17 protein-coding genes and 2 rRNA genes are annotated in these 20,421 nt (G+C 66.1%); 14 read left to right on the forward strand and 5 right to left on the reverse strand.

Going from position 1 to position 20,421, the window contains the following annotated elements:
* A 5S ribosomal RNA gene (rrf, locus tag H4O11_RS18600) occupies positions 1-86 on the forward strand; the annotation flags it as partial.
* Between the two features lie 190 nt (positions 87-276).
* A 5S ribosomal RNA gene (rrf, locus tag H4O11_RS18605) occupies positions 277-391 on the forward strand.
* 208 nt (positions 392-599) lie between these two features.
* Here the strand turns inward: rrf (H4O11_RS18605) and H4O11_RS18610 are convergent.
* Positions 600-2,327, reverse strand: coding sequence for a M28 family metallopeptidase (locus H4O11_RS18610; protein ID WP_182342289.1), 1,728 nt, complete (start codon positions 2,325-2,327; stop codon positions 600-602).
* 53 nt (positions 2,328-2,380) lie between these two features.
* Positions 2,381-3,043, reverse strand: coding sequence for a DUF4097 family beta strand repeat-containing protein (locus H4O11_RS18615; protein ID WP_182342292.1), 663 nt, complete (start codon positions 3,041-3,043; stop codon positions 2,381-2,383).
* Between the two features lie 159 nt (positions 3,044-3,202).
* On the opposite strand from H4O11_RS18615, the gene H4O11_RS18620 reads away from it, so the two are divergent.
* Positions 3,203-4,432 carry a murein hydrolase activator EnvC family protein gene (locus H4O11_RS18620; protein ID WP_425506096.1) on the forward strand — a complete coding sequence of 410 codons (1,230 nt, stop codon included), beginning with the start codon at positions 3,203-3,205 and terminating at the stop codon, positions 4,430-4,432.
* A gap of 127 nt (positions 4,433-4,559) precedes the next feature.
* On the forward strand, positions 4,560-6,002 hold the full coding sequence (locus H4O11_RS18625) for a S41 family peptidase (RefSeq protein ID WP_182342297.1): 1,443 nt from the start codon (positions 4,560-4,562) through the stop codon (positions 6,000-6,002).
* Positions 6,003-6,041: 39 nt separating this feature from the next.
* On the opposite strand, the gene H4O11_RS18630 is transcribed toward H4O11_RS18625, so the two are convergent.
* On the reverse strand, positions 6,042-6,734 hold the full coding sequence (locus H4O11_RS18630) for a rhomboid family intramembrane serine protease (RefSeq protein WP_182342387.1): 693 nt from the start codon (positions 6,732-6,734) through the stop codon (positions 6,042-6,044).
* A 222-nt stretch (positions 6,735-6,956) separates the two neighbouring features.
* Here H4O11_RS18630 and H4O11_RS18635 point away from each other — a divergent pair, with 222 nt between their 5' ends.
* Both H4O11_RS18635 and pnuC read left to right on the forward strand, forming a co-directional pair.
* Positions 6,957-8,300: an outer membrane protein transport protein gene (locus H4O11_RS18635; RefSeq protein WP_182342300.1), complete on the forward strand. Its 1,344-nt coding sequence runs from the start codon at positions 6,957-6,959 to the stop codon at positions 8,298-8,300.
* A gap of 96 nt (positions 8,301-8,396) precedes the next feature.
* The gene (gene pnuC / locus H4O11_RS18640) at positions 8,397-8,975 is read left to right on the forward strand and encodes a nicotinamide riboside transporter PnuC (RefSeq protein WP_182342303.1); all 579 of its coding nucleotides are present in this window, start codon (positions 8,397-8,399) and stop codon (positions 8,973-8,975) included.
* Between the two features lie 629 nt (positions 8,976-9,604).
* Here pnuC and putA read toward each other — a convergent pair.
* Complete coding sequence (putA, locus tag H4O11_RS18645; protein ID WP_182342306.1) at positions 9,605-12,841, reverse strand: bifunctional proline dehydrogenase/L-glutamate gamma-semialdehyde dehydrogenase PutA; 3,237 nt, start codon at positions 12,839-12,841, stop codon at positions 9,605-9,607.
* Positions 12,842-13,274: 433 nt separating this feature from the next.
* Here putA and coxB point away from each other — a divergent pair, with 433 nt between their 5' ends.
* The 5 genes from coxB to H4O11_RS18670 all read left to right on the forward strand — a co-directional run bounded on the left by coxB (position 13,275) and on the right by H4O11_RS18670 (position 17,559).
* On the forward strand, positions 13,275-14,228 hold the full coding sequence (gene coxB, locus H4O11_RS18650) for a cytochrome c oxidase subunit II (RefSeq protein WP_182342310.1): 954 nt from the start codon (positions 13,275-13,277) through the stop codon (positions 14,226-14,228).
* Positions 14,229-14,290: 62 nt separating this feature from the next.
* Positions 14,291-15,901 carry a cytochrome c oxidase subunit I gene (gene ctaD, locus H4O11_RS18655; RefSeq protein WP_182342313.1) on the forward strand — a complete coding sequence of 537 codons (1,611 nt, stop codon included), beginning with the start codon at positions 14,291-14,293 and terminating at the stop codon, positions 15,899-15,901.
* A 7-nt stretch (positions 15,902-15,908) separates the two neighbouring features.
* Entirely contained in the window at positions 15,909-16,046 is a 138-nt protein-coding gene (locus tag H4O11_RS18660) for a hypothetical protein (RefSeq protein ID WP_182342316.1), read from the forward strand.
* Complete coding sequence (locus tag H4O11_RS18665; protein WP_182342319.1) at positions 16,043-16,639, forward strand: cytochrome c oxidase assembly protein; 597 nt, start codon at positions 16,043-16,045, stop codon at positions 16,637-16,639. Before H4O11_RS18660 ends, H4O11_RS18665 begins: the two co-directional genes overlap by 4 nt.
* A gap of 44 nt (positions 16,640-16,683) precedes the next feature.
* Complete coding sequence (locus H4O11_RS18670) at positions 16,684-17,559, forward strand: cytochrome c oxidase subunit 3 (RefSeq protein WP_182342323.1); 876 nt, start codon at positions 16,684-16,686, stop codon at positions 17,557-17,559.
* Positions 17,560-17,576: 17 nt separating this feature from the next.
* Here the strand turns inward: H4O11_RS18670 and H4O11_RS18675 are convergent, their stop codons facing one another.
* A complete protein-coding gene (locus H4O11_RS18675; protein WP_182342326.1) occupies positions 17,577-17,795 on the reverse strand; it encodes a twin transmembrane helix small protein in 219 nt (72 codons plus the stop codon).
* A gap of 57 nt (positions 17,796-17,852) precedes the next feature.
* Between H4O11_RS18675 and H4O11_RS18680 the strand changes: the two genes are divergently transcribed.
* The 3 genes from H4O11_RS18680 to H4O11_RS18690 all read left to right on the forward strand — a co-directional run bounded on the left by H4O11_RS18680 (position 17,853) and on the right by H4O11_RS18690 (position 20,417).
* The gene (locus H4O11_RS18680; RefSeq protein WP_182342329.1) at positions 17,853-18,560 is read left to right on the forward strand and encodes an SURF1 family protein; all 708 of its coding nucleotides are present in this window, start codon (positions 17,853-17,855) and stop codon (positions 18,558-18,560) included.
* A 107-nt stretch (positions 18,561-18,667) separates the two neighbouring features.
* Entirely contained in the window at positions 18,668-19,243 is a 576-nt protein-coding gene (locus H4O11_RS18685; protein WP_182342332.1) for a hypothetical protein, read from the forward strand.
* A gap of 10 nt (positions 19,244-19,253) precedes the next feature.
* Positions 19,254-20,417 (forward strand): COX15/CtaA family protein, encoded by a 1,164-nt coding sequence (locus H4O11_RS18690; protein ID WP_182342335.1) that lies wholly within the window; start codon positions 19,254-19,256, stop codon positions 20,415-20,417.
* The last annotated feature ends 4 nt before the right edge of the window (positions 20,418-20,421 follow it).

Raw genomic sequence — 20,421 nt, forward strand, 5'->3', positions numbered from 1 at the left:
CGATCCCATCCCGAACTCGGAAGTGAAACGCAGCTGCGCCGATGGTAGTGTGGCTCAAGCCATGCGAGAGTAGGTCATCGCCAGGGTTTATACCCAAAAACCCCGCTGCTCACGCAGCGGGGTTTTTCTTTATTATGTAGGCACACGCATTTCGTGCCTGCCGCCCAAGGGCACGAACGCGAGCTGGCGCATATGCGCGTCCCTTCGCAACAGCTGGCACATCCATGTGCCGACTATTGGAAAGGGCACGCCGCTACGCGGCGCTCCACACGTCTCCCTGGTGAAATTAGCGCTGTGGCACCACCCGATCCCATCCCGAACTCGGAAGTGAAACGCAGCTGCGCCGATGGTAGTGTGGCTCAAGCCATGCGAGAGTAGGTCATCGCCAGGGTTTATACCCAAAACCCCGCTGCTCGCGCAGCGGGGTTTTTTCATGTGCCGGACACGGCCCATGCCGTCGATGCGCACTTGGGAACATGACCTGTAGCGCCGGGCCATGCCCGGCGTCGCGCATGCGAAGCAGCGGAACATCGCCGCAAGCCGCCCATGAAAAAGCGGCGCCCCGAAGGACGCCGCTGGTTCACCACGACCCCCAGCGTTTACTTGCCTGCCGGTGCCGTCTTGCCCTTCATCATTTCATCGCGTGCAGCCTTGAAGGGATTGCCTTCGTACCAGTTCGGCCAGCGATCGCCCGCTGCCAGTTCCTTGCCCACGCCATGCAGCAACTGCAGGTCTTCGATCGTGCCATCCAGCTTCCAGGTCGCCGGATCGAACTCATCCTTCGGTCCGTGGTAGCGGTTGCGGCCGTAATCCTCGGCGGCCTTGCGGCCTGCCTCGACGCCACCCTCGCGCAGGTCCTCGCCCCCGTCCGAATACAGGGCAGGCACGCCGGCCTTGGCGAAGTTGAAGTGGTCCGAACGGAAGTAGAAGCCACTCTGCACCGCTGATTCGCCGTGCAGCGTACGGCCCTGTGCGGCGGCCAGCGGCTTGAGGATGTCTTCCAGCTCCGAACTGCCAAAGCCGGTCACCGTCATGTCCTTGGCACGGCCAGCCACCGACATCGCATCGATGTTGATCACGCCCGCGATCTTGTCCAGCGGGAAGGTCGGATGGGCAACATAGTACTTGGAACCCAACAGGCCGGACTCTTCCAGCGTGACGGCAAGGAACACCGTCGACCGCGCCGGCTTCGGATCCTGGTGCATCATCGCGTCGGCGACTTCCAGGATGCCGGCCACGCCGGTGGCGTTGTCCACGGCGCCGTTGTAGATGTTGTCGTCAGCCTCGCCCTCATGCTTGCCCAGGTGGTCCCAGTGCGCCATGTACAGCACCGCTTCGTCGGCGCGGCTGGTGCCCGGAAGGACGCCCACCACGTTGCGCGAGGTTTTCTCGGCGGTGGTGCTCTTCAGGTCCACCGACAGCTTGGCATTCAACGGCACGGGCTTGAAGCCGCGCTTGTTGGCATCCTTGTAGGCCTGCGCCAGGTCCAGCCCTGCGCCGGCGAACAACGCCTTGGCGGCCTCCGCACTCAGCCAGCCCTGCACCGGCAGGCGCGGCTCCGGATCGTCCTTGGCCGGCAGGTCGTACTGCGGGCCTGCCCAGGAGTTCTTCACCACGTCCCAGCCGTAGGAAGCACCGGCCGTGTCATGCACGATCAGCGCCGCCGCGGCGCCCTTGCGTGCGGCTTCCTCGAACTTATACGTCCAACGCCCGTAGTAGGTCATGCGCTTGCCGTCGAACAGCTTCGCGTCATCGACATGGAAGCCGGGGTCGTTGACGAACATCACCACCGTCTTGCCCTTCCAGTCCTGGCCGGCGTAATCGTTCCACTCCTGCTCCGGCGCGTCCACGCCATAGCCGACGAACACGATGTCACTGCCATCCACCTTGACCTCGCCCTGGCCGGTGCGCGTGCCGACCACCATGTCGGTACCGAACTTGAGTTCGCTGGCCTTCCCGGCCTGGTCGATCTTCAGCGCGGTGGTTTCATCGGCCGTGGTCTCGGTCATCGCCACGTCCTGGAACCAGCTGTCGCCGTTGCCGGGCTGCAGCCCGATGCGCTGCATCTGGTCGCGGATGTAGTTGACGGTCAGCTCTTCGCCCTTGCTGCCCGGTGCACGTCCTTCGAATGCATCCGATGACAGGGTCTTCACCAGCTCGGCGAAGTCGGCGCTGTTGATCTCCGGGGAGAATGCATGGGTGCTGGCCGTGACGGAGGGGGCCTCGGACGCGGACGGCGTTGCTGGCGTGGCCGGTGCGGCGTCCTCGCCCTTGCAGGCGGTCAAGGCCGCGGTTGCGGCGAGGCAGAGCAGTAGTTTGCGGGGCATCATGAAGTCCTGCAGGGTGGGGCCGGCCTGCAGGCTGCAGGTCCGGCATGGAATCAGTTTTCGGGTGCCGTGTCGGTATCGAAGGCCACCGGCACGGCGCCTGCCACCGCGCCGATCTTCGCGCTGCGGTGCACGTACAGCACCACCTCGCGCTCGAACTGCAGCGCCCCTTGGACCACGGCGTTCGGGCCGATGATCACGCGTGGCTTGCGGCCCGGGGTCAACGACAGGCTGAAGCTGGGCTTCTTGATCTGGATGCCGCCGGAAACCACCGAACCCACGCCCACGGTGACATCTCCGTTGACGGTGCGGATATCGCCGGCAAGGCGGGTCTCCACCAGGCCGATGCCACCGTTGACCGTCTCCACGCTGCCTTCGATCTGGCTGCGACGGTCGCTGAAGATGCTGCCGTTGACCGTTTCCACGTTGCCGCGGGCGATGACCTCGCCCGCCAGCCGGACACCGCCATTGACGGTTGAGATGCTGCCGGTGCGCGCGGCATCGCCGACCTTGATGCTGCCGTTGACGGTTTCGATATCACCGGTTTCCACGCCGTCGCCGACGCGGATGCTGCCGTTGACCGTGTCCAGGTCGCCGTAACGCTGGCCGGGTTCGGCGCGGATGCTGCCGTTGACCTTGCTGATATCTTCTTGGGCCAGTACCGGGCCACTGGCGGCGGCAAGCGCCATCAACAGGGTCAGTGAGTGGGCTTTCATGAGGGTCCTCGTCGTTCACATGCGGCTGGCAGGCCGCCCGTCAAAGATGTCACCATGCTGCCTGGAATTCCGCATCTGCCTGAAGTCACTGGAAAGCCCTTGCGCGACAACGCTTCTCCCTCACGCATCGCTAACATCCGCAGGCCGGCACTGGCCTGCATGCTGCTGTTTACCCTGTTGGCGCCCATGCTGGCACCGCCCGCGGCGCTGGCCCAGTCCACCCGTGAAGCTGAGCGCAAGCTGCAGAAACTACGCAGCGAACTGAAGGGTGTCGCACAGGAACGCCGGCAGCTGGACAACCAGCGCGGCCAGGCGGCCCGCCAGCTGAGGGACATGGATGAGAAGGTGGCGCGCAGCGGACGAACGCTGGCACAGACGGAGACGGCGCTGCAGGAACAGGGTGCCGCGCTGGCTGAACTTGAGAAGCGACGCGGCGCGTTGCAGGGCAACCTGCAGCAACAGCGACGCGAGTTGTCCGGGCTGCTGCAGGCTGCCTACCGCCTGGGCAACCATGCCCCGCTGAAGCTGCTGTTGTCACAGGACACCGTGGCCGATGGCAACCGCTCGTTGGCGTATCACCGCTACCTGCAGCGCGAGCGCAGCCAACGTATCCATGCGCTGACCACCGACCTGGAAGAGCTCGATACCCTGCAGGTGCAGATCAGGGAGCGCCAGCAGCAGTTGCAGGCCACCCGCGAGCAGCAGAAGCAGCAGGCCAGCGCGTTGGCAGGCGACCGGCGCCAGCGTGAAAAGGCGGTGGCCGCGCTGGACGAACGCTTCAAGGACCGCAGCGAACGTGAGAAAGCGCTGGGCCAGGATGCAAAGGCATTGGAAACGTTGTTGGCGAACCTACGCGCAGCTGCGGCACGCGCGGAGGCCGAACGACGTGCGGCCGCGCGGCGCGCAGCGGCGGAGAAGGCCGCCGCGGACAAGGCGGTGGCAGAAGGGCGCACGCCACCGCGCGCGACCAAGGTGCCGCCAGCGGTGGCATCGGCACCCGCGCCGAAGGTGGGGGGGCTCGGCTGGCCGCTGTCCGGCAACCTGCTGGCACGCTATGGCGGCAAGCTGCCCGATGGGCGCACCAGCAGCGGCGTGCTGATCGGTGCGCCGGCTGGCAGCAGCGTCACCGCCGTGGCCGATGGCACCGTCGTGTTCTCCGACTGGATGACCGGCTACGGCATGATCCTGATCGTGGACCATGGCAATGGCTACATGAGCCTCTACGCGCACAACGACACGCTGCTCAAGGACGCCGGCGCATCGGTGAAGCGTGGCGACGCACTGGCCAAGGTCGGCAATTCCGGCGGGCAGGGCGTGACCGCGCTTTACTTCGAACTGCGCCGTGGTGGCCAGCCGGTGAACCCGGACAGCTGGCTGCAGCGCCGCTGAACCAGGACGCATCGGTGGGCCGCTTCGTTCAACAGGAATTTACCGGCGCTTGACGCATAATCGGGTCATGCATCCTTCGCGCAGCGTCTGCACGGAGGGCGTCCGCAACCGTCCCCAGGAGTGCTTCATGCGTCCAGTCCGAACCGCCACCCTGCTGCTGGCCCTGCTGCCTGCGTTGGCACTGGCCCAGCAACCGGCTCCGGCCGCGGACAGCGACGCCAGCTCGGCCAACAGCGAAGAGGCGGCGACCTCGAAGGTGCCGCTGGAAGAGATCCGGCGCTTCGTTGGTGTCTACAACGCCGTGCGCGCCGCCTACGTCGATCCCGTCGACGACAGGAAGCTGATGCAGGACGCCGTGCGTGGGCTGCTGCTTGACCTGGATCCGCACAGCACCTACTTCGACAAGGAAGATGCCGAGGCCTTCGACGAGCAGGCCAACGGTGCCTATGAAGGCATCGGCGTGGAGTTGCAGCAGCAGCCGGACAACAGCAGCCTGAAGGTCATTTCGCCGATCGACGAAACGCCTGCCGCGCGCGCGGGCGTCCTTGCCGGCGACCTGATCATCGCCATCGACGGCAAGCCGATCAGTGCGATCAAGGCCAGTGAGCCCTTGCGCGGTCCGGCCGGCAGCAAGGTGGTGCTGACCCTGGTCCGCGAAGGCAAGCCCAAGCCGTTCGATGTCAGCCTGACACGCGAAACCATCCGCGTGACCAGCGTGCGCAGCCGCATGCTGGAACCGGGTTACGGCTACGTCCGCCTGAGCACCTTCCAGGCCGATACCGGTGCGGATTTCCAGAAGCACGTGGCCCAGCTGTCCAGGCAGGCCGGCGGACAGCTGAAGGGACTGGTGCTGGACCTGCGCAGCAATCCCGGTGGCCTGCTCACCGCTGCGGTGCAGGTGGCCGATGACCTGCTGGAGACCGGCAACATCGTCAGCACGCGGGGCCGCATCAGCATCAGCGATGCACGCTTCGATGCCACCCCGGGCGACCTGCTGCAGGGGGCGCCGGTGATGGTGCTGGTGGACGCCGGTTCGGCCAGTGCTTCGGAAGTGCTGGCGGGCGCGCTGCGCGACAACAAGCGCGCGCGGGTGATCGGCAGCCGCACCTTCGGCAAGGGCTCGGTGCAGACCGTGCTGCCGCTGGACAATGGCGATTCGGTGAAGCTGACCACTGCGCGTTACTTCACGCCCAGCGGCAAGTCGATCCAGGCCACCGGCATCGTGCCGGAGGTGGAACTCAAGCGGGCAGCGCGCGAAGGAGAGGACGACCTGCCCGCCAGCCTCAGCGATTTCAGCGAGGCCACCCTGCCGGGTCACCTGCAGGGTGATGGCGAAGGCGAAGAAGGCTACCAGGCGGGCGACGTGCTGCCGGGCGACGGCCCGATCGACGATGCGCTGGCCGAACTGAAGCAGCCCGGCTCGGTCGCCGCACGCCTGAAGGCCGAAGCCGCAAAGGCGGAAGCCGCAAAGGCCGAAACAAAACCGGAAGCGGAGCCAGAAGCAAAGCCAGAAGCAAAGCCAGAAGCAAAGCCAGAAGCAAAGCCGGCGGAACCGCCGACCAAGCCCTGATCGTAGCGCCGAGCCATGCTCGGCGACTACCCGGCCGGCTCAGAACCCCTGTCGCTTGCGCAGCCGCCGCGCGATTGCCGCGCGCACGTAGACCCCATACAGCACGCCGAATCCGAAGCCGGCGATATGCGCCCACCAGGCCACCATGCCAAAACTCGGGCCGATGTGCGCGAACACCACCTGCAGCACCGCCCACACGCCGATCAGCAGATAGGCCGGGGCGCGCACGAACTCAAGGAACAGCCCCAGCGGGATCACGACCCCCAGCCGGGCACCGGGGAACAGCGCCAGGTATGCGCCGATCAACGCCGACACCGCGCCGCTGGCACCGATGATGATCTGGTCCGGGTTGCCCATCGTGTACACGGCTGCAAGATTGGAGAACGCTCCGCCGAACAGGAACAGCAGGATCAGCCGCCACGGCCCCAGCACGCGTTCGGCAGGCAGGCCGAAAATCAGCAGGAACACCAGGTTGCCCAACAGGTGGGACCAGTCCGCGTGCAGGAACAGGGCGGTGAACAGGCGCAGCACGCTGCCATCCATGAGCGTCGCCCACCAGTCCAGCGGCCGGGTCAGCCCGGTCGCCAGCGCTCCCCAGTCCATCCACAGGCTGGTGCGTGCTGCGTGCGGCCGCGAGATCGACCACAGGAATGCCAGCCAGACCGTCGCGAACAGCATCGGGGTGGCCCAGCGGAAGGCAGCTTTGCGACGCGACGGCAGCGAAACGAACATGGCGGTAGCGTATCCCGACAGCGAGTGGCCGGGGGGCCATCGCATTCAGTTTTCCGGCGAAAAAAGCGCTCTGGCTGTTATTGTTTCATTAACCGCTCTGGGTAATACTGCATACGGCGTCGTATGTCGGGAGGGGAATCCGGCGCGTCCTGGAGGGCCTTGGCTCAAGGGGGACGCAGGCGCATGCAGAGCAAAACAACCGCTTCCCGGAGAGATACTACGATGCAAACCGCTTCTACTTTTGCCCGCGTCACCGTGCTGGCCCTCGGCATCGCAGGCGCGCTGGCCGCCACCGATGCCCATGCTGCCGCCTTCCAGCTGAAGGAAAACAGTGCCAAGGGCCTGGGCCGTGCCTTTGCAGGTTCCGGCAGCGCCGAGGGCGACGCCTCGATCATCGCCGTCAACCCGGCCGGCATGCGCCAGCTGGACGGCCGCCTGTTCCAGGGCGACCTGAGCGCGATCAGCTTCAAGGCCGAGTTCGAAGGAACGGGCCGTACCCCGGTGGGTACCCCGGCCACGGGCGGTGACGGCGGCGACGCCGGCATGATCGCGCCGGTCCCGGCCGGTTACTTCCACACCCCGATCGGCGACAAGGCCCATTTCGGTATTTCGGTTACCGCCCCGTTCGGTTTCAAAACCGACTATGACAACAACTGGATCGGTCGCTACAGCGGCATGAAGACCGACCTGAAGGCGATCGACCTTGGCTTCGCAGTGTCCTATGACGTCAACCCGTACGTGTCCTTCGGTGCGTCGGTGTTCGTCGAACACCTGACCATCGAGCTGAGCAACGCGATCGACTTCGGCACCGCGCTGGCGCAGGGCGGCGTGCCGGGCTTCGCCCCGGGCAACGCCGATGGCAAGCTGACCGTGGAAGGCGACAACAATGCGGTCGGCTGGACCGTCGGCGGTCTGTTCAGCGTGGATGAGAACACCCATATCGGCCTGAGCTACCGTTCCAAGGTGGAGCACAAGATCACCGGCGGCGATGCCACCTTCATCGTGCCGCCGGATGCAGCCACCGTGCTGGGCGTGGTCCAGCCGGGCAACTTCATCAACACCAGCGGCAAGGCCACCGTGACCCTGCCGGCATCGGCCACGTTGAGCGTGACCCACAACATCAATGACCGCTGGACGGTGATGGGTGACGTGACGCGCACCGCGTGGTCCACCGCGTTCGACCAGGTGACCATCGACTACGCTTCGGCCCAGCCGGATTCGGTGCTGGAGTTCGGCTACCGCGATACCACCTTCGTCTCGCTGGGTGCGGACTACAAGCTGAGCGATACCGTCACCCTGCGCGGCGGCGTGGCGCTGGACCAGACCCCGACCACCGACGCACACCGTGACGTGCGCGTGCCGGATACCAGCCGCAAGTGGCTGTCGTTCGGCGTGGGCTGGACCCCGTCGGAGAACGTCGAATACAACTTCGGCTATACCCACCTGTTCACCAGCGATCCGAACGTGGCCATTTCGCCGACCACCAACAACCAGGGCAATACGCTGAACGGCAAGTACAAGGTCCGTGGCGACGTGCTGGCTGCGTCGATGCAGTACAAGTTCTGATCCAGTCCCGCGTTTGACGAAGTACCCTGAAGGCCCCGCGAAAGCGGGGCTTTCTCATGTGCGGACAAACCGATCCGAGCCCTGACCCAGTGAGCCATGGACCTTTCAGACCCCACCTTCCAGCTTGAGATCGCTGCCAACGTCGCGGCCGCCGCGTCGATCCTGCTTGCAGGACGCAACAGCGTGCACGGCTGGTGGATGAGCATCATCGCCGGCCTGCTGTTCGCGCTGGTCTTCCTGCAGGCCCGGCTGTACGGCCAGGTTGCCCTGCAGGGCTTTTTCATCGGCGTCGGCGCGCTGGGATGGTGGCAGTGGCTGCGTGGCGACCACGGCGCCCCCTTGCCGATCACGCGCATGCCGAAGCGTGCGTGGCCCTGGCTGGCGGCGCTGGTGGTGGCCGGCACGTGGGGCTATGGCTGGATGCTCGCCCGTCACACGGACGGACAGGCGCCCTACGTCGACGCGGCGATCCTGCTGCTGAGCATGGTCGGCCAGCTGATGATGATGCGGCGCAAGCTGGAATGCTGGTGGGTGTGGCTGCTGGTGAACACCCTGGCGGTGCCGCTGTATTACGGCGGTGGCCTGCAGCTGACCGCGCTGCTGTATGTTGGCTACTGGATCAACGCGGTTGTCGCGTTGCGGCACTGGCGGCAGGTGATGGCTGTGGCGCGCTGACGCGGCCCACCTTCGGTAGCGCCGACCCATGGTCGGCGGCTTTGGGGTGATGGGGGCTGATGGATTCCGCCGAGCATGGCTCGGCGCTACCGCACCCAACCGCAGCAACCACCCCGTGGCACGGCAGGAAAATCAGTTGCCCGGTGTCAGCAGCGAGGCGTTGCCCACCTTCGGTAGCGCCGACCTATGGTCGGCGGCTTTGGGGTGATGGGGCTGATGGATTCCGCCGAGCATGGCTCGGCGCTACCCAACCCCACCCCACCGCAGCAACCACCCCGTGGCACGGCAGGAAAAATCAGTCGTCCAATGTCAGCAGCGAGGCGTTGCCCACCTTCGGTAGCGCCGACCCATGGTCGGCGGCTTTGGGGTGATGGGGCCGATGGATTCCGCCGAGCATGGCTCGGCGCTACCGCACCCCACCCCACCCCACCCCACCGCAGCAACCACCCCGTGGCACGGCAGGAAAATCAGTCGCCCGGTGTCAGCAGCGAGGCGTGGCGCACCTTCGGTAGCGCCGACCCATGGTCGGCGGCTTTATGTGATGGGGGCTGATGGATTCCGCCGAGCATGGCTCGGCGCTACCCAACCCAACCCAACCGCAGCAACCACCCCGTGGCAGGGCAGGAAAATCAGTCGCCCAATGTCAGCAGCGAGGCGTTGCCGCCGGCGGCGGTGGTGTTCACCGTCACCGTCTTTTCCGTGGCGAAGCGCAGCAGGTAGTGTGGGCCGCCCGCCTTGGGACCGGTGCCGGACAGGCCCTGGCCGCCGAACGGCTGCACGCCGACCACCGCACCGATCTGGTTGCGGTTGACGTACACGTTGCCCACATGGATCCCCTGGGTGATGCGGTCCACGGTTTCGTCGATGCGCGAATGCACGCCCAGGGTCAAGCCATAACCGGTGGCGTTGATCTGGTCGATCACCGTGCCCAACTGGTCGCCCTTCCAGCGGATCACGTGCAGCACCGGTCCGAAGATCTCGCGCTGCAACTGCCCCAGGTCCTTCAGTTCGTACGCACGCGGCGCGAAGAAGGTGCCGTGTGCGGCCTCGTCGGACAGCGTCGCGGCGGCGATCAGGCGTGCCTCACGGTCCATGCGTGCGGCATGGTCGACCAGGATCTGCAACGCGTCGGCATCGATCACCGGGCCGACGTCGGTGGACAGCTGGCCCGGGTCACCGACCTTCAGCTCGGCCATCGCGCCGGCCAGCATCGACATCACCTTGTCGGCGATATCGTCCTGCACGAACAGCACGCGCGCCGCTGAACAGCGCTGGCCTGCAGAGGTGAATGCCGAACCGATGGCATCCTTGACCAGCTGTTCCGGCAGTGCCGAGGAGTCGGCGATGAACGCGTTCTGGCCACCGGTCTCGGCAATCAGCACGCCGATCGCCGCGTCACGTGCGGCCATCGCGCGATTGATCGCGCGCGCGGTATCGGTCGAGCCGGTGAAGGCCACGCCGGCCACGCGGGCATCGGCGGTCAGCGCAGCGCCGACAGTGGCGCCATCGCCCGGCAGGAACTGCACCACGTCAGCCGGTACGCCGGCGTCGTGCAGCAGCTTCACCGCGTAGTAGCCGATCAGGTTGGTCTGTTCGGCAGGCTTGGCGATCACGCTGTTGCCTGCGGCCAGCGCGGCAGCCACCTGGCCGAGGAAGATGGCCAGCGGGAAGTTCCACGGGCTGATGCAGACGAACACGCCACGGCCATGCAGTTGCAGTTCGTTGGACTCACCGGTCGGGCTCGGCAGCTTCTCGGCGTGGCCGAACTGCTCGCGCGCCTGCTTGGCGTAGTAGCGCAGGAAGTCTACCGCCTCGCGCACTTCGGCCACGCCATCGGGCAGGCTCTTGCCGGCTTCCTTCACGCACAGCGCCATGAACTCGGCGATGCGTGCTTCCAGCTGGTCGGCGGCGTGTTCCAGCACCGTCGCGCGGCTGGCGGCCGGTGTGCGGTTCCAGCCCGGCTGGGCGGCCACTGCATTGGCCAGCGCCTGCTGCACGGTGGCGGCGTCGGCGGCCTGCCAGTGGCCCACCATCTCGCGGTTGTCGGCGGGGTTGGTCACCGGCAGTGATGCACCGCCGGTCGTGGCACCGGGCACCAGTGGCATCGCCTGCCACGGCTTGATGGCACCGTTGAGCTGCCCGGCAAGGGCGCGCAGTTCGTTGTCGTTGGCCAGGTTGATGCCCATGGAATTGTTCCTGTCGTGGTTCTGGCTGCGCAGCAGGTTCACCGGCAGCGGGATCTTGGGATGCGCGATATTGGACGCGGACACCGAAGCGAAGGCGTCGACCATCTCCACCGGGTCGCGGACCAGGTCGGCGATGGCCACGCGGTCATCGGTGATGCGGTTGACGAAGCTGGAGTTGGCGCCGTTCTCAAGCAGGCGACGCACCAGGTAGGGCAGCAGGTCTTCGTGCGAACCCACCGGTGCGTAGACGCGGCACGGCAGGTCGAGGCGGTCGGCTGGCACCACTTCGGCGTACAGGTCATCGCCCATGCCATGCAGCTTCTGGTGTTCGTAGACGCCGCCCCGGGCGAGGGTGCGGATCGCGGCGATGGTATGCGCGTTGTGGGTGGCGAACATCGGGTAGATCGCATCGGCATGCCCGAACAGGCGCCTGGCGCAGGCCAGGTAGGACACGTCGGTGTTCTGCTTGCGGGTGAACACCGGATAGCCCGGATAGCCCTCGATCTGCGCACGCTTGATTTCCGCGTCCCAGTAGGCGCCCTTCACCAGCCGCACCTGCAGTCGCCGCCCGTTGCGGCGTGCCATGTCGGCCAAGAAATCGATCGTGTACGGGGTACGCTTCTGGTACGCCTGCACCACCACGCCGAAGCCATCCCAGCCGGCCAGCGAAGCATCGGAGAACACGGCCTCGATGATGTCCAGCGACAGCTCCAGGCGGTCGGCTTCCTCGGCGTCCACGGTGCAGCCGATGCCGTAGCCCTTCGCCAGCTGCGCCAGCTCCAGCACGCCTGGCACCAGGTCATGCAGCACGCGTTCGCGCTTGGCATGTTCGTAACGCGGATAGAGCGCGGACAGCTTGATGGAGATGCCCGGCGCGTTGTTGACGTCGCCATCGGCGCGCCCACCACGTGCCTTGTGGTCGCCGCCGATGGCGTGGATCGCGCGGCGGTAGTCTTCCAGGTAACGCAGTGCGTCCTTCATGGTCAGCGCGCCTTCGCCCAGCATGTCGAACGAATAGCGGTAGCTGGCGTTGTCGCCCTTGTGCGAGCGCTCCAGCGCCTCGCCGATGTTGCGGCCCATCACGAACTGATGGCCCATGATCTTCATCGCCTGGCGCACGGCCAGCCGGATCACGGGCTCTCCCACGCGGCCCATCAGGCGCTTGAACGCCCCGGGCACGTCCGCACGGGTGGCATCGTTGATCTGCACCAGCTTGCCGGTCAGCATCAGGCCCCAGGTGGAGGCATTGACCAGCACCGAATCGCTGCCGCCCATGTGCTTCTTCCAGTCCGCGTCGGCCAACTTGTCGCGGATCAGCTTGTCGGCTGTTTCCTGGTCCGGTATGCGCAGCAGCGCCTCGGCCACGCACATCAGCAGCACGCCCTCTTCGCTGCCCAGGTCGTACTGGCGCATGAAGGCTTCGATGGCCCCCTGGTCCTTGGCGCGCACGCGCACCCGGGCGACCAGGTCGGTGGCCAGCGCCTGCACCTGGGCCTGCTCGGCGGCCGGCAGCCGGGCCTGGGCCAGCAGCTCGGTGACATGGGTAGCCTCGTCCTTCAGCCACGCATTGGTGATCGCCTGACGGAATGAGGTGGGGGAGGCCGGCAGTTCCGGCGACAGCAGCGCGCCGGCCTGCGGCACGGAGCCGGGGACAGCGGTGGAAGGGGTGGGTGCGTTCATGCCGATCCGGCCAGTGGAAAACTTGGCGATTTTAATCATTTTTTGGTCGCCGGATAGCCCCCTCATCGCCCCTTGAGGGTTTCCTGATAGCACCGCCCTGTAAAGGATTCAGGATATTGACGGGGGCCCTGTAAATTTGTGCTGAAATCGGCAAATCGGCCGACGCCGCATTGCTGTGCTGCAGCATCGCAAATACCGTGAATGGACCTTGCTACTGGCGAGAGGGCAGGGCTACCATCGAGACGTTTCCCGCGGCAGGTGCGCGGTTGCGGCATGATCGGGGTGTTTACGGCACTTGCTGGTCAGGCAGGTAACTGCGGTGGCGTCCCCCCACGGGCGCTGCATGCGCCAGGCACGTGCAGGAAGTGGAAGCGCTTGAAGGCTTGCTCGCCGCCAGCGATGGCGGTCACCGACGACGTCAAGGGTCTAGGCAATGAAGCAACGCAGAGGGTGGGGTAGCAAGTGCGTGTCCGGGGCCGCCGCCATGGTGGCCGGGATCGGGTTTCCGGCATTGGGATGGGCGCAGTCCGCCGATCCCAAGCCATGGCAATTGAACATGGGCAAGGGGGTTACCCAGACCTCGCGGCTGGCCTGGGAATCGAACATGCTGTCGCTGGTCGTGGTCACGGTCATCGGCGTGCTGGTGTTCGGCGCGTTGTTCTACGCCATCTTCAAGTTCCGCAAGTCCAAGGGCGCGGTTGCCGCCACCTTCAGCCACAACACCAAGGCCGAAGTCATCTGGACCGTCATCCCGGTGATCATCCTGGTGGTGATGGCATGGCCGGCCACGGCCAACCTGATCAAGATGTACGACACCCGCGATGCCGAGATGACCGTCAAGGTGACCGGCTACCAGTGGATGTGGCGCTACGAATACCTCGGCGAAGGCGTGGATTTCACCAGCCGCCTGGACCGCGAGTCGGATCGCGTGCGACAGAGCGGCGTGGTGCCCACGCGCGAAAGCCATCCGCACTACCTGCTCGACGTCGACAACCGGCTGGTGCTGCCGGTGGATACCAAGGTGCGCTTCGTCATCACCTCCGACGATGTCATCCATGCCTGGTGGGTACCGGCACTGGGCTGGAAGCAGGACGCCATTCCCGGCTTCATCAACGAAGCCTGGACCAGCATTGAGCAGCCCGGCGTGTATCGCGGGCAGTGCGCTGAACTGTGCGGCAAGGACCACGGGTTCATGCCGATCGTGGTCGAAGCGGTGTCCAAGGAAGACTTCAAGCGTTGGCTGGCGCAGAAGAAGCCGGCGCCAGCGGACGCACCGGCGCCGGCCGAACCCGCCGAGCCCGTGCCGGAAGACGGCACCGGCACCGCACCGCGGCAACCGGTCGCGCCGCCGGCCGAACCTGCTGCCCCGCCGTCGACCGACGCCTGACCCAACCGCCCGTGGCCGCAGACCCGGCCACCGTGACAATCAGATCTGAGAGGTTCTTTGCGATGGCGTACTCGGCAGTTGGGCACGACGAACACCACGGACACCAGCAGGGATTCTTCGCGCGTTGGTTCTTCTCGACCAACCACAAGGACATCGGCACGCTGTACCTGCTTTTCAGCTTCATCATGTTCATCATCGGCGCGGCGATGAGCGTGGTCATCCGTGCCGAACTGGCACAGCCCGGCCTGCAGTTCGTCAAGCCCGAGTTCTTCAACCAGATGACCACCGTGCATGCGCTGGTGATGATCTTCGGCGGCGTGATGCCTGCCTTCGTCGGCCTGGCCAACTGGATGATCCCGTTGCAGATCGGTGCGCCGGACATGGCGCTGCCGCGCATGAACAACTGGTCGTTCTGGTTGCTGCCGGTGGCCTTCAGCCTGCTGCTGGTGACCCTGTTCCTGCCGGGCGGCGCCCCCGCCGGTGGCTGGACGCTGTACCCGCCGCTGTCGCTGCAGGGCGGCTACAACGTGGCCTTCAGCGTGTTCGCCATCCACGTGGCCGGCATCAGCTCCATCATGGGCGCGATCAACATCATCGCCACCGTGCTGAACATGCGCGCGCCGGGCATCGACCTGTTGAAGATGCCGATCTTCTGCTGGGCCTGGCTGATCACCGCCTTCCTGTTGATCGCGGTGATGCCGGTGCTGGCCGGCGCGGTGACCATGCTGCTGACCGACAAGTTCTTCGGCACCAGTTTCTTCAACGCCGCCGGCGGTGGCGACCCGGTGATGTACCAGCATATCTTCTGGTTCTTCGGCCACCCGGAGGTGTACATCATGATCCTGCCCGCCTTCGGCGTGGTCAGCGAGATCATCCCCACCTTCAGCCGCAAGCCGTTGTTCGGCTACCAGGCGATGGTCTACGCCACCGCGGCCATCGCGTTCCTGTCCTTCATCGTCTGGGCCCACCACATGTTCACCGTGGGCATGCCATTGGGTGGTGAGATCTACTTCATGTTCGCCACCATGCTGATCTCCATCCCCACCGGGGTGAAGGTGTTCAACTGGGTCAGTACCATGTGGCGCGGTTCGCTCACCTTCGAAGCGCCGATGCTGTGGTCGGTGGCCTTCGTCATCCTGTTCACCATCGGCGGTTTTTCCGGCCTGATGCTGGCCATCGTGGCGGCGGATTTCCAGTACCACGACACATACTTCGTGGTCGCGCATTTCCATTACGTGCTGGTCACCGGCGCGGTGTTCGGGCTGATCGCCGCGGTGTACTACTGGTGGCCGAAATGGACCGGGCGCATGTACAGCGAGAAGTGGGCCAAGGTGCACTTCTGGTGGTCGATCGTGTTCGTGAACCTGCTGTTCTTCCCGCAGCACTTCCTCGGCCTGGCCGGTATGCCACGACGCATCCCGGATTACAGCGTGGCCTTCGCGGACTGGAACCTGGTCAGCTCCATCGGTGCGTTCGGCATGTTCGCCACCCCGTTCATGATGGCCGCGATCCTGCTGTCGTCGCTGCGCAATGGCGAAAAGGCCGCCGACCGGGCCTGGGAAGGCGCGCGCGGACTGGAATGGACGGTGCCGTCACCGGCCCCGGCGCATACCTTCACCACGCCGCCAGTCATCCGTCCGGGCGATCTTGCCCACGATGACATCACCCACTGAGGTGCACATGCCTGACCTTCCATCCCCGACCGAAGATGCGCAGGCCCTGCGCCGCCGCCGCGCCCATCGCACGGCGTGGGTGGTGGGCGGCATCGCGGTGCTGGTATACGCCGGCTTCATCCTGAGCGGAGTGATAGGGCGATGAGCAGCGACGCGCCAGCCGCCACCACGCCCTCGCGGCATGCCGGGCTGCCGCGCCTGATCGGCGTGGCGGTGGCGGTGTTCCTGCTCACCTTTTCGCTGGTGCCGCTGTATCGCATCGCCTGCGAGAAAGTGTTCGGCGTGCGCCTGGAGCGTGGCCCCGGTTCGCAGGCCAGCGTGGGTGCGGCAGCGGGCAAGCGCACCGTGCGGGTGGAATTCGATGGCGGGGTGAATTCGAAACTGCCGTGGTCGTTCCATCCCGAGCAGCTGACCATGGACGTGGTGCCGGGTGAGCTCAACGAAGCGCTGTACTTCGCGCGCAACGACGGCAATGCCGCGCTGGTGGGAAGCGCCGTACCGTCGGTCGCGCCGGCACGCGCATCGGGCTACTTCAGCAAGACCGAATGCTTCTGCTTCACCGCGCAGACCCTGCAGGCGGGTGAGAAACGCGACATGCCGGTGCGTTTCATCATCGACCCGGACCTGCCGCCGGAGATCCGGACCGTCACCCTGTCCTACACCTTCTACAAGAACGACGCGCTGTCGGCGCGCCTCGCACCGGCCAGCGTGCCGGCCGATGCGCACGCGGCGCCCTGATCCTTTCCATCACCGTACGTTGCCCTTCGAACCGGACACCGACCATGGCCCAGCCTCCTACCGACGCCAACGTGTATTTCGTCCCGGCCCAGAGCAGGTGGCCGTTCATCGGTTCCATCGCCATGATGATCACCATGGTCGGCGTGGCCAGTTGGCTCAACGACGCCGGCTGGGGCAAGTGGACCTTCTATACCGGCCTGGCCATGCTGGTGCTGACCCTGTTCTGGTGGTTCAGCGACGTGGTGCGCGAATCGCAGGCGGGCAACTACAACCGCCAGGTCGATGGTTCGTTCCGGATGGGGATGGTGTGGTTCATCTTCTCCGAGGTGATGTTCTTCGGTGCGTTCTTCGGTGCGCTGTTCTACACCCGCAACCTCGGCCTGCCCTGGCTGGGTGGCGAGGGCGACGGCGTGATGACCAATGAACTGCTCTGGCAGGGCTATTCCACCGCTTGGCCGACCAATGGCCCGGGCGCCATCGGTGGTGCGTTCCAGACCATTCCAGCCTGGGGCCTGCCGCTGATCAACACGCTGATCCTGCTCACCTCCGGCGTCACCCTGACCATCGCCCACCACGCCCTGAAGGCAGGCCATCGCCGGCAACTGCTGACCTGGCTGGGCATCACCGTCGTGCTGGGCCTGGTGTTCCTGAGCCTGCAGGCCGAGGAGTACATCCATGCGTATACCGAGCTGAACCTCACGCTGGGTTCGGGCATCTACGGCTCCACCTTCTTCATGCTCACCGGCTTCCACGGCGCACACGTGCTGCTGGGCACCATCATGCTGATCGTGATGTGGCTGCGTTCGGCGAAGGGGCACTTCACCCGCGACAACCATTTCGGATTCGAGGCCGCCGCGTGGTACTGGCACTTCGTCGACGTGGTGTGGCTGATGCTGTTCCTGTTCGTCTACGTGCTCTGACCGGCACGCCGGTGCATTCAGCGGCCTACGCCATGCGGCTGGATCCAGCCGCCCCAGATGCCGATCACCACCAGCAGGATCAAGGCCACCGATACGGCGATGCGCCGGGTCAGCGCGTTGACCGTGCGCTTGGTCTGGCCACGGTCCACCAGCAGGTAATACAGGCCGGCGCCCAGGTTCCAGACGATGACGATGAGGAACGCAATTACCAGCAGGGTCTTCAGCGAATCGTTCATGCGCAGCTCGATGGCGGGGCGGATGTGCCTATCTGACCGCGTTTGCGGCGGTTTGTCATGATGCGCAGGCACACACGGGTGCTGGGATGGTTGCTGGCGGTCGTCGCGATGGTCGTGTTCTGCCTGCTTGGCCAGTGGCAACTGCAGCGCATGCAGGCCAAGCAGGCACTGCTGGATGCGCAGGCGGCCGCAGCCGAGCAGCCACCGGTCCCGCTGGCGCAGGCCCTGGCCGCACCGGGTGCCGTGCACGGCGTGGTCGACCATGGCGTCTTCCTGCCCGGGCTGGTGCTGCTGGACAACCAGATGCGCCATGCGCGCGCCGGGGTGAAGCTGTACCGGCCGTTCCGCAGTGACGCGGGCAGCGTGGTGCTGGTGGACCTCGGGTGGCGTCCGTTGCCGGCCGATCGCGCGCTGCCCACCGTCGCAGGGCCGCCGTCGCCGGTGCAGGTGCGTGGGCTGCTGGCGCCCGCTCCGGCCGCAGGGCTGGCGCTGGGACCGGCGCTCAGCGGGGCTGGCCCGCAGCGCTGGCTGGCCAGCCGGCTGCAACCGGACGCCCTGGCAGCAGCACTGCAGCTGCCCGCATTGCCCACGCGCGTGCTGCGGCTGGATCCGGCGCTGCCGTTCGGTGACGAGCGTGACCTGGACCTGCTGCCGAACACGCTGCCCCCGCAACGTCATCTTGGATATGCCGTGCAATGGTTCGGCCTGGCACTGGCGGTACTGGTCGTGGCGCTGGTACTGGAATGGCGACGCCGCCGGCAATAGCGCCGAGCCATGCTCGGCGAACGCATTGGCTGCTCTGGCCGGGCCAGCCGTCAATCGCACCGTCACACGCACGGCACACCCTTCACCAACATGAGAAAATGCCGCACATGAATGCAGCTTCGTCATCGCAGGAAACCACGCGCGGCAATGGTCGACGCACCCTGGTGCTGCTGTTCGCCGTCTTCTTCGGCGCGATGGCGCTGGCCGGCGTGCTGCGATTCTCCGGCTGGCAGCCTGCCACCCACCGCAATGTCGGCCAGTTGCTGCAGCCGCCGGTGGACCTGCGCCTGCAGCCGCCGCTGCTCGCCAACGGCGCGCCGTACAGCTGGAAAACCGACGAAAAGACCTGGCGCATCCTGGTCGCGCCGCCCGCCAACTGTGGCGAAGCGTGCGTCACTTTGTCGCAGGGACTGGCCAAGGTGTGGCAGCTGTTCGGCCATAACGCCGATAATGTGGAAATACTTTGGTTGGGGACGCCACCGGCGCCCCTGGCCGAAACCCCCACGCTGCGCGAGCTGGCACCGTCGCCGGCATTCCGCGCTGCCTTGCCTGGTGTCGACGATCCGGCCGGCGTGCCGGTCTACGTTGTCGATCCACATGGCTTCGTGATCATGCGCCATGCGCCCGGCACCGATCCCGGTGGCCTGCGCAAGGACCTGGCCACGCTGCTGAAACTGAAGTGAGTCCCGTTAGATGAGCCATTCCGTGCGTCCGGCGCTGCAGCGTAATTTCCATCGCCTGGCGTGGTTCGCGATGATCATGACCGCGAGCACCATCATGTTCGGCGCGTTCGTGCGCCTGTCCGACGCCGGGCTGAGCTGCCCGGACTGGCCGACCTGTTACGGCCAGGCCACCTGGCCCCAGCATGTCGAAGAAACCATCGGCCATCCGGCGACCGAGATCCGTCCGCTGGAAACCCACAAGGCATGGCGCGAGCAGGTGCATCGCTTCCTGGCCGGCGCGCTGGGCATCGAGATCCTGACCCTGGCGCTGCTGGCCACCCGTCGTCGCCGTTTCGGCAGCACCGCAGTGGTCACCGCCTGCGTGCTGGTGGCGGCCGGCATACCGCTTTACATGATGGGGTGGCACGCCACCGCCAGCGTGCTGGCGATCATCGGCGAAGCGATCCTGCTGCTGGCGGCGCTGCGATGGAGCAACATCGACCTGGCGCGTGCGGCGGTGCTGACGCTGGCGGTGGTGATTTTCCAGGCATTGCTGGGCATGTGGACCGTCACCTGGCTGCTCAAGCCGATCGTGGTCATGGCCCATCTGCTGGGCGGCATGCTGATGTTCGCGATGCTGGTCTGGATGGCCTGGCGTGCCACCCACCTGCCGATCACCCTGGCCGAAGCGCCGAAGCTGAAATGGCTGTTGCGCATCGGCATCGCCGTGCTGGTGGCCCAGATCGCGCTGGGCGGCTGGGTCAGCGCCAACTACGCAGCGCTGGCCTGCGGCGGCGGCAGCCTGTCGCTGGACAACTTCCCGCGTTGCGCCAACCAATGGTGGCCGCAGCAGAACTACGCCGAAGGCTTCACCCTGTGGCGTGGGATCGGCGTGGACTACGAAGGCGGCATCCTCGACGGCGCCTCGCGCATCGCCATCCAGATGGGCCATCGGATGTTCGCCATCGTCGTGGCCGCGTACGTGTTGTGGCTGGGGCTGCGCCTGTACCGCGTGCCCAGCATGCGCGGCTGGGCGGCGGCGCTGATCGTCGGCCTCGTCGCGCAGGTCAGCCTGGGCATCGCCAACGTCAAGATGGCGCTGCCGCTGCCGGTGGCCGTGCTGCACAACGGTGGCGCGGTGCTGTTGCTGTTCGTGATGGTCAGCCTGCTGGCCCGCGTGCGCGCGCCGGACTGATGCC

The organism is Stenotrophomonas tumulicola (assembly GCF_014117215.1).
Taxonomy (GTDB): domain Bacteria; phylum Pseudomonadota; class Gammaproteobacteria; order Xanthomonadales; family Xanthomonadaceae; genus Stenotrophomonas; species Stenotrophomonas tumulicola.

Excerpts from the sequence above, each read along its gene's own strand:
- H4O11_RS18685 (WP_182342332.1), top strand. The coding sequence starts at position 18,668 with ATGAATGCAGCTTCGTCATCGCAGGAAACCACGCGCGGCAATGGTCGA.
- H4O11_RS18615 (WP_182342292.1), bottom strand. The coding sequence starts at position 3,043 with ATGAAAGCCCACTCACTGACCCTGTTGATGGCGCTTGCCGCCGCCAGT.
- H4O11_RS18625 (WP_182342297.1), top strand. The coding sequence starts at position 4,560 with ATGCGTCCAGTCCGAACCGCCACCCTGCTGCTGGCCCTGCTGCCTGCG.
- putA (WP_182342306.1), bottom strand. The coding sequence starts at position 12,841 with ATGAACGCACCCACCCCTTCCACCGCTGTCCCCGGCTCCGTGCCGCAG.
- ctaD (WP_182342313.1), top strand. The coding sequence starts at position 14,291 with ATGGCGTACTCGGCAGTTGGGCACGACGAACACCACGGACACCAGCAG.
- H4O11_RS18665 (WP_182342319.1), top strand. The coding sequence starts at position 16,043 with ATGAGCAGCGACGCGCCAGCCGCCACCACGCCCTCGCGGCATGCCGGG.
- H4O11_RS18610 (WP_182342289.1), bottom strand. The coding sequence starts at position 2,327 with ATGCCCCGCAAACTACTGCTCTGCCTCGCCGCAACCGCGGCCTTGACC.
- H4O11_RS18620 (WP_425506096.1), top strand. The coding sequence starts at position 3,203 with ATGCTGCTGTTTACCCTGTTGGCGCCCATGCTGGCACCGCCCGCGGCG.
- H4O11_RS18675 (WP_182342326.1), bottom strand. The coding sequence starts at position 17,795 with ATGAACGATTCGCTGAAGACCCTGCTGGTAATTGCGTTCCTCATCGTC.
- H4O11_RS18660 (WP_182342316.1), top strand. The coding sequence starts at position 15,909 with ATGCCTGACCTTCCATCCCCGACCGAAGATGCGCAGGCCCTGCGCCGC.
- H4O11_RS18680 (WP_182342329.1), top strand. The coding sequence starts at position 17,853 with ATGATGCGCAGGCACACACGGGTGCTGGGATGGTTGCTGGCGGTCGTC.
- coxB (WP_182342310.1), top strand. The coding sequence starts at position 13,275 with ATGAAGCAACGCAGAGGGTGGGGTAGCAAGTGCGTGTCCGGGGCCGCC.
- H4O11_RS18630 (WP_182342387.1), bottom strand. The coding sequence starts at position 6,734 with ATGTTCGTTTCGCTGCCGTCGCGTCGCAAAGCTGCCTTCCGCTGGGCC.
- H4O11_RS18635 (WP_182342300.1), top strand. The coding sequence starts at position 6,957 with ATGCAAACCGCTTCTACTTTTGCCCGCGTCACCGTGCTGGCCCTCGGC.
- H4O11_RS18690 (WP_182342335.1), top strand. The coding sequence starts at position 19,254 with ATGAGCCATTCCGTGCGTCCGGCGCTGCAGCGTAATTTCCATCGCCTG.
- H4O11_RS18670 (WP_182342323.1), top strand. The coding sequence starts at position 16,684 with ATGGCCCAGCCTCCTACCGACGCCAACGTGTATTTCGTCCCGGCCCAG.
- pnuC (WP_182342303.1), top strand. The coding sequence starts at position 8,397 with ATGGACCTTTCAGACCCCACCTTCCAGCTTGAGATCGCTGCCAACGTC.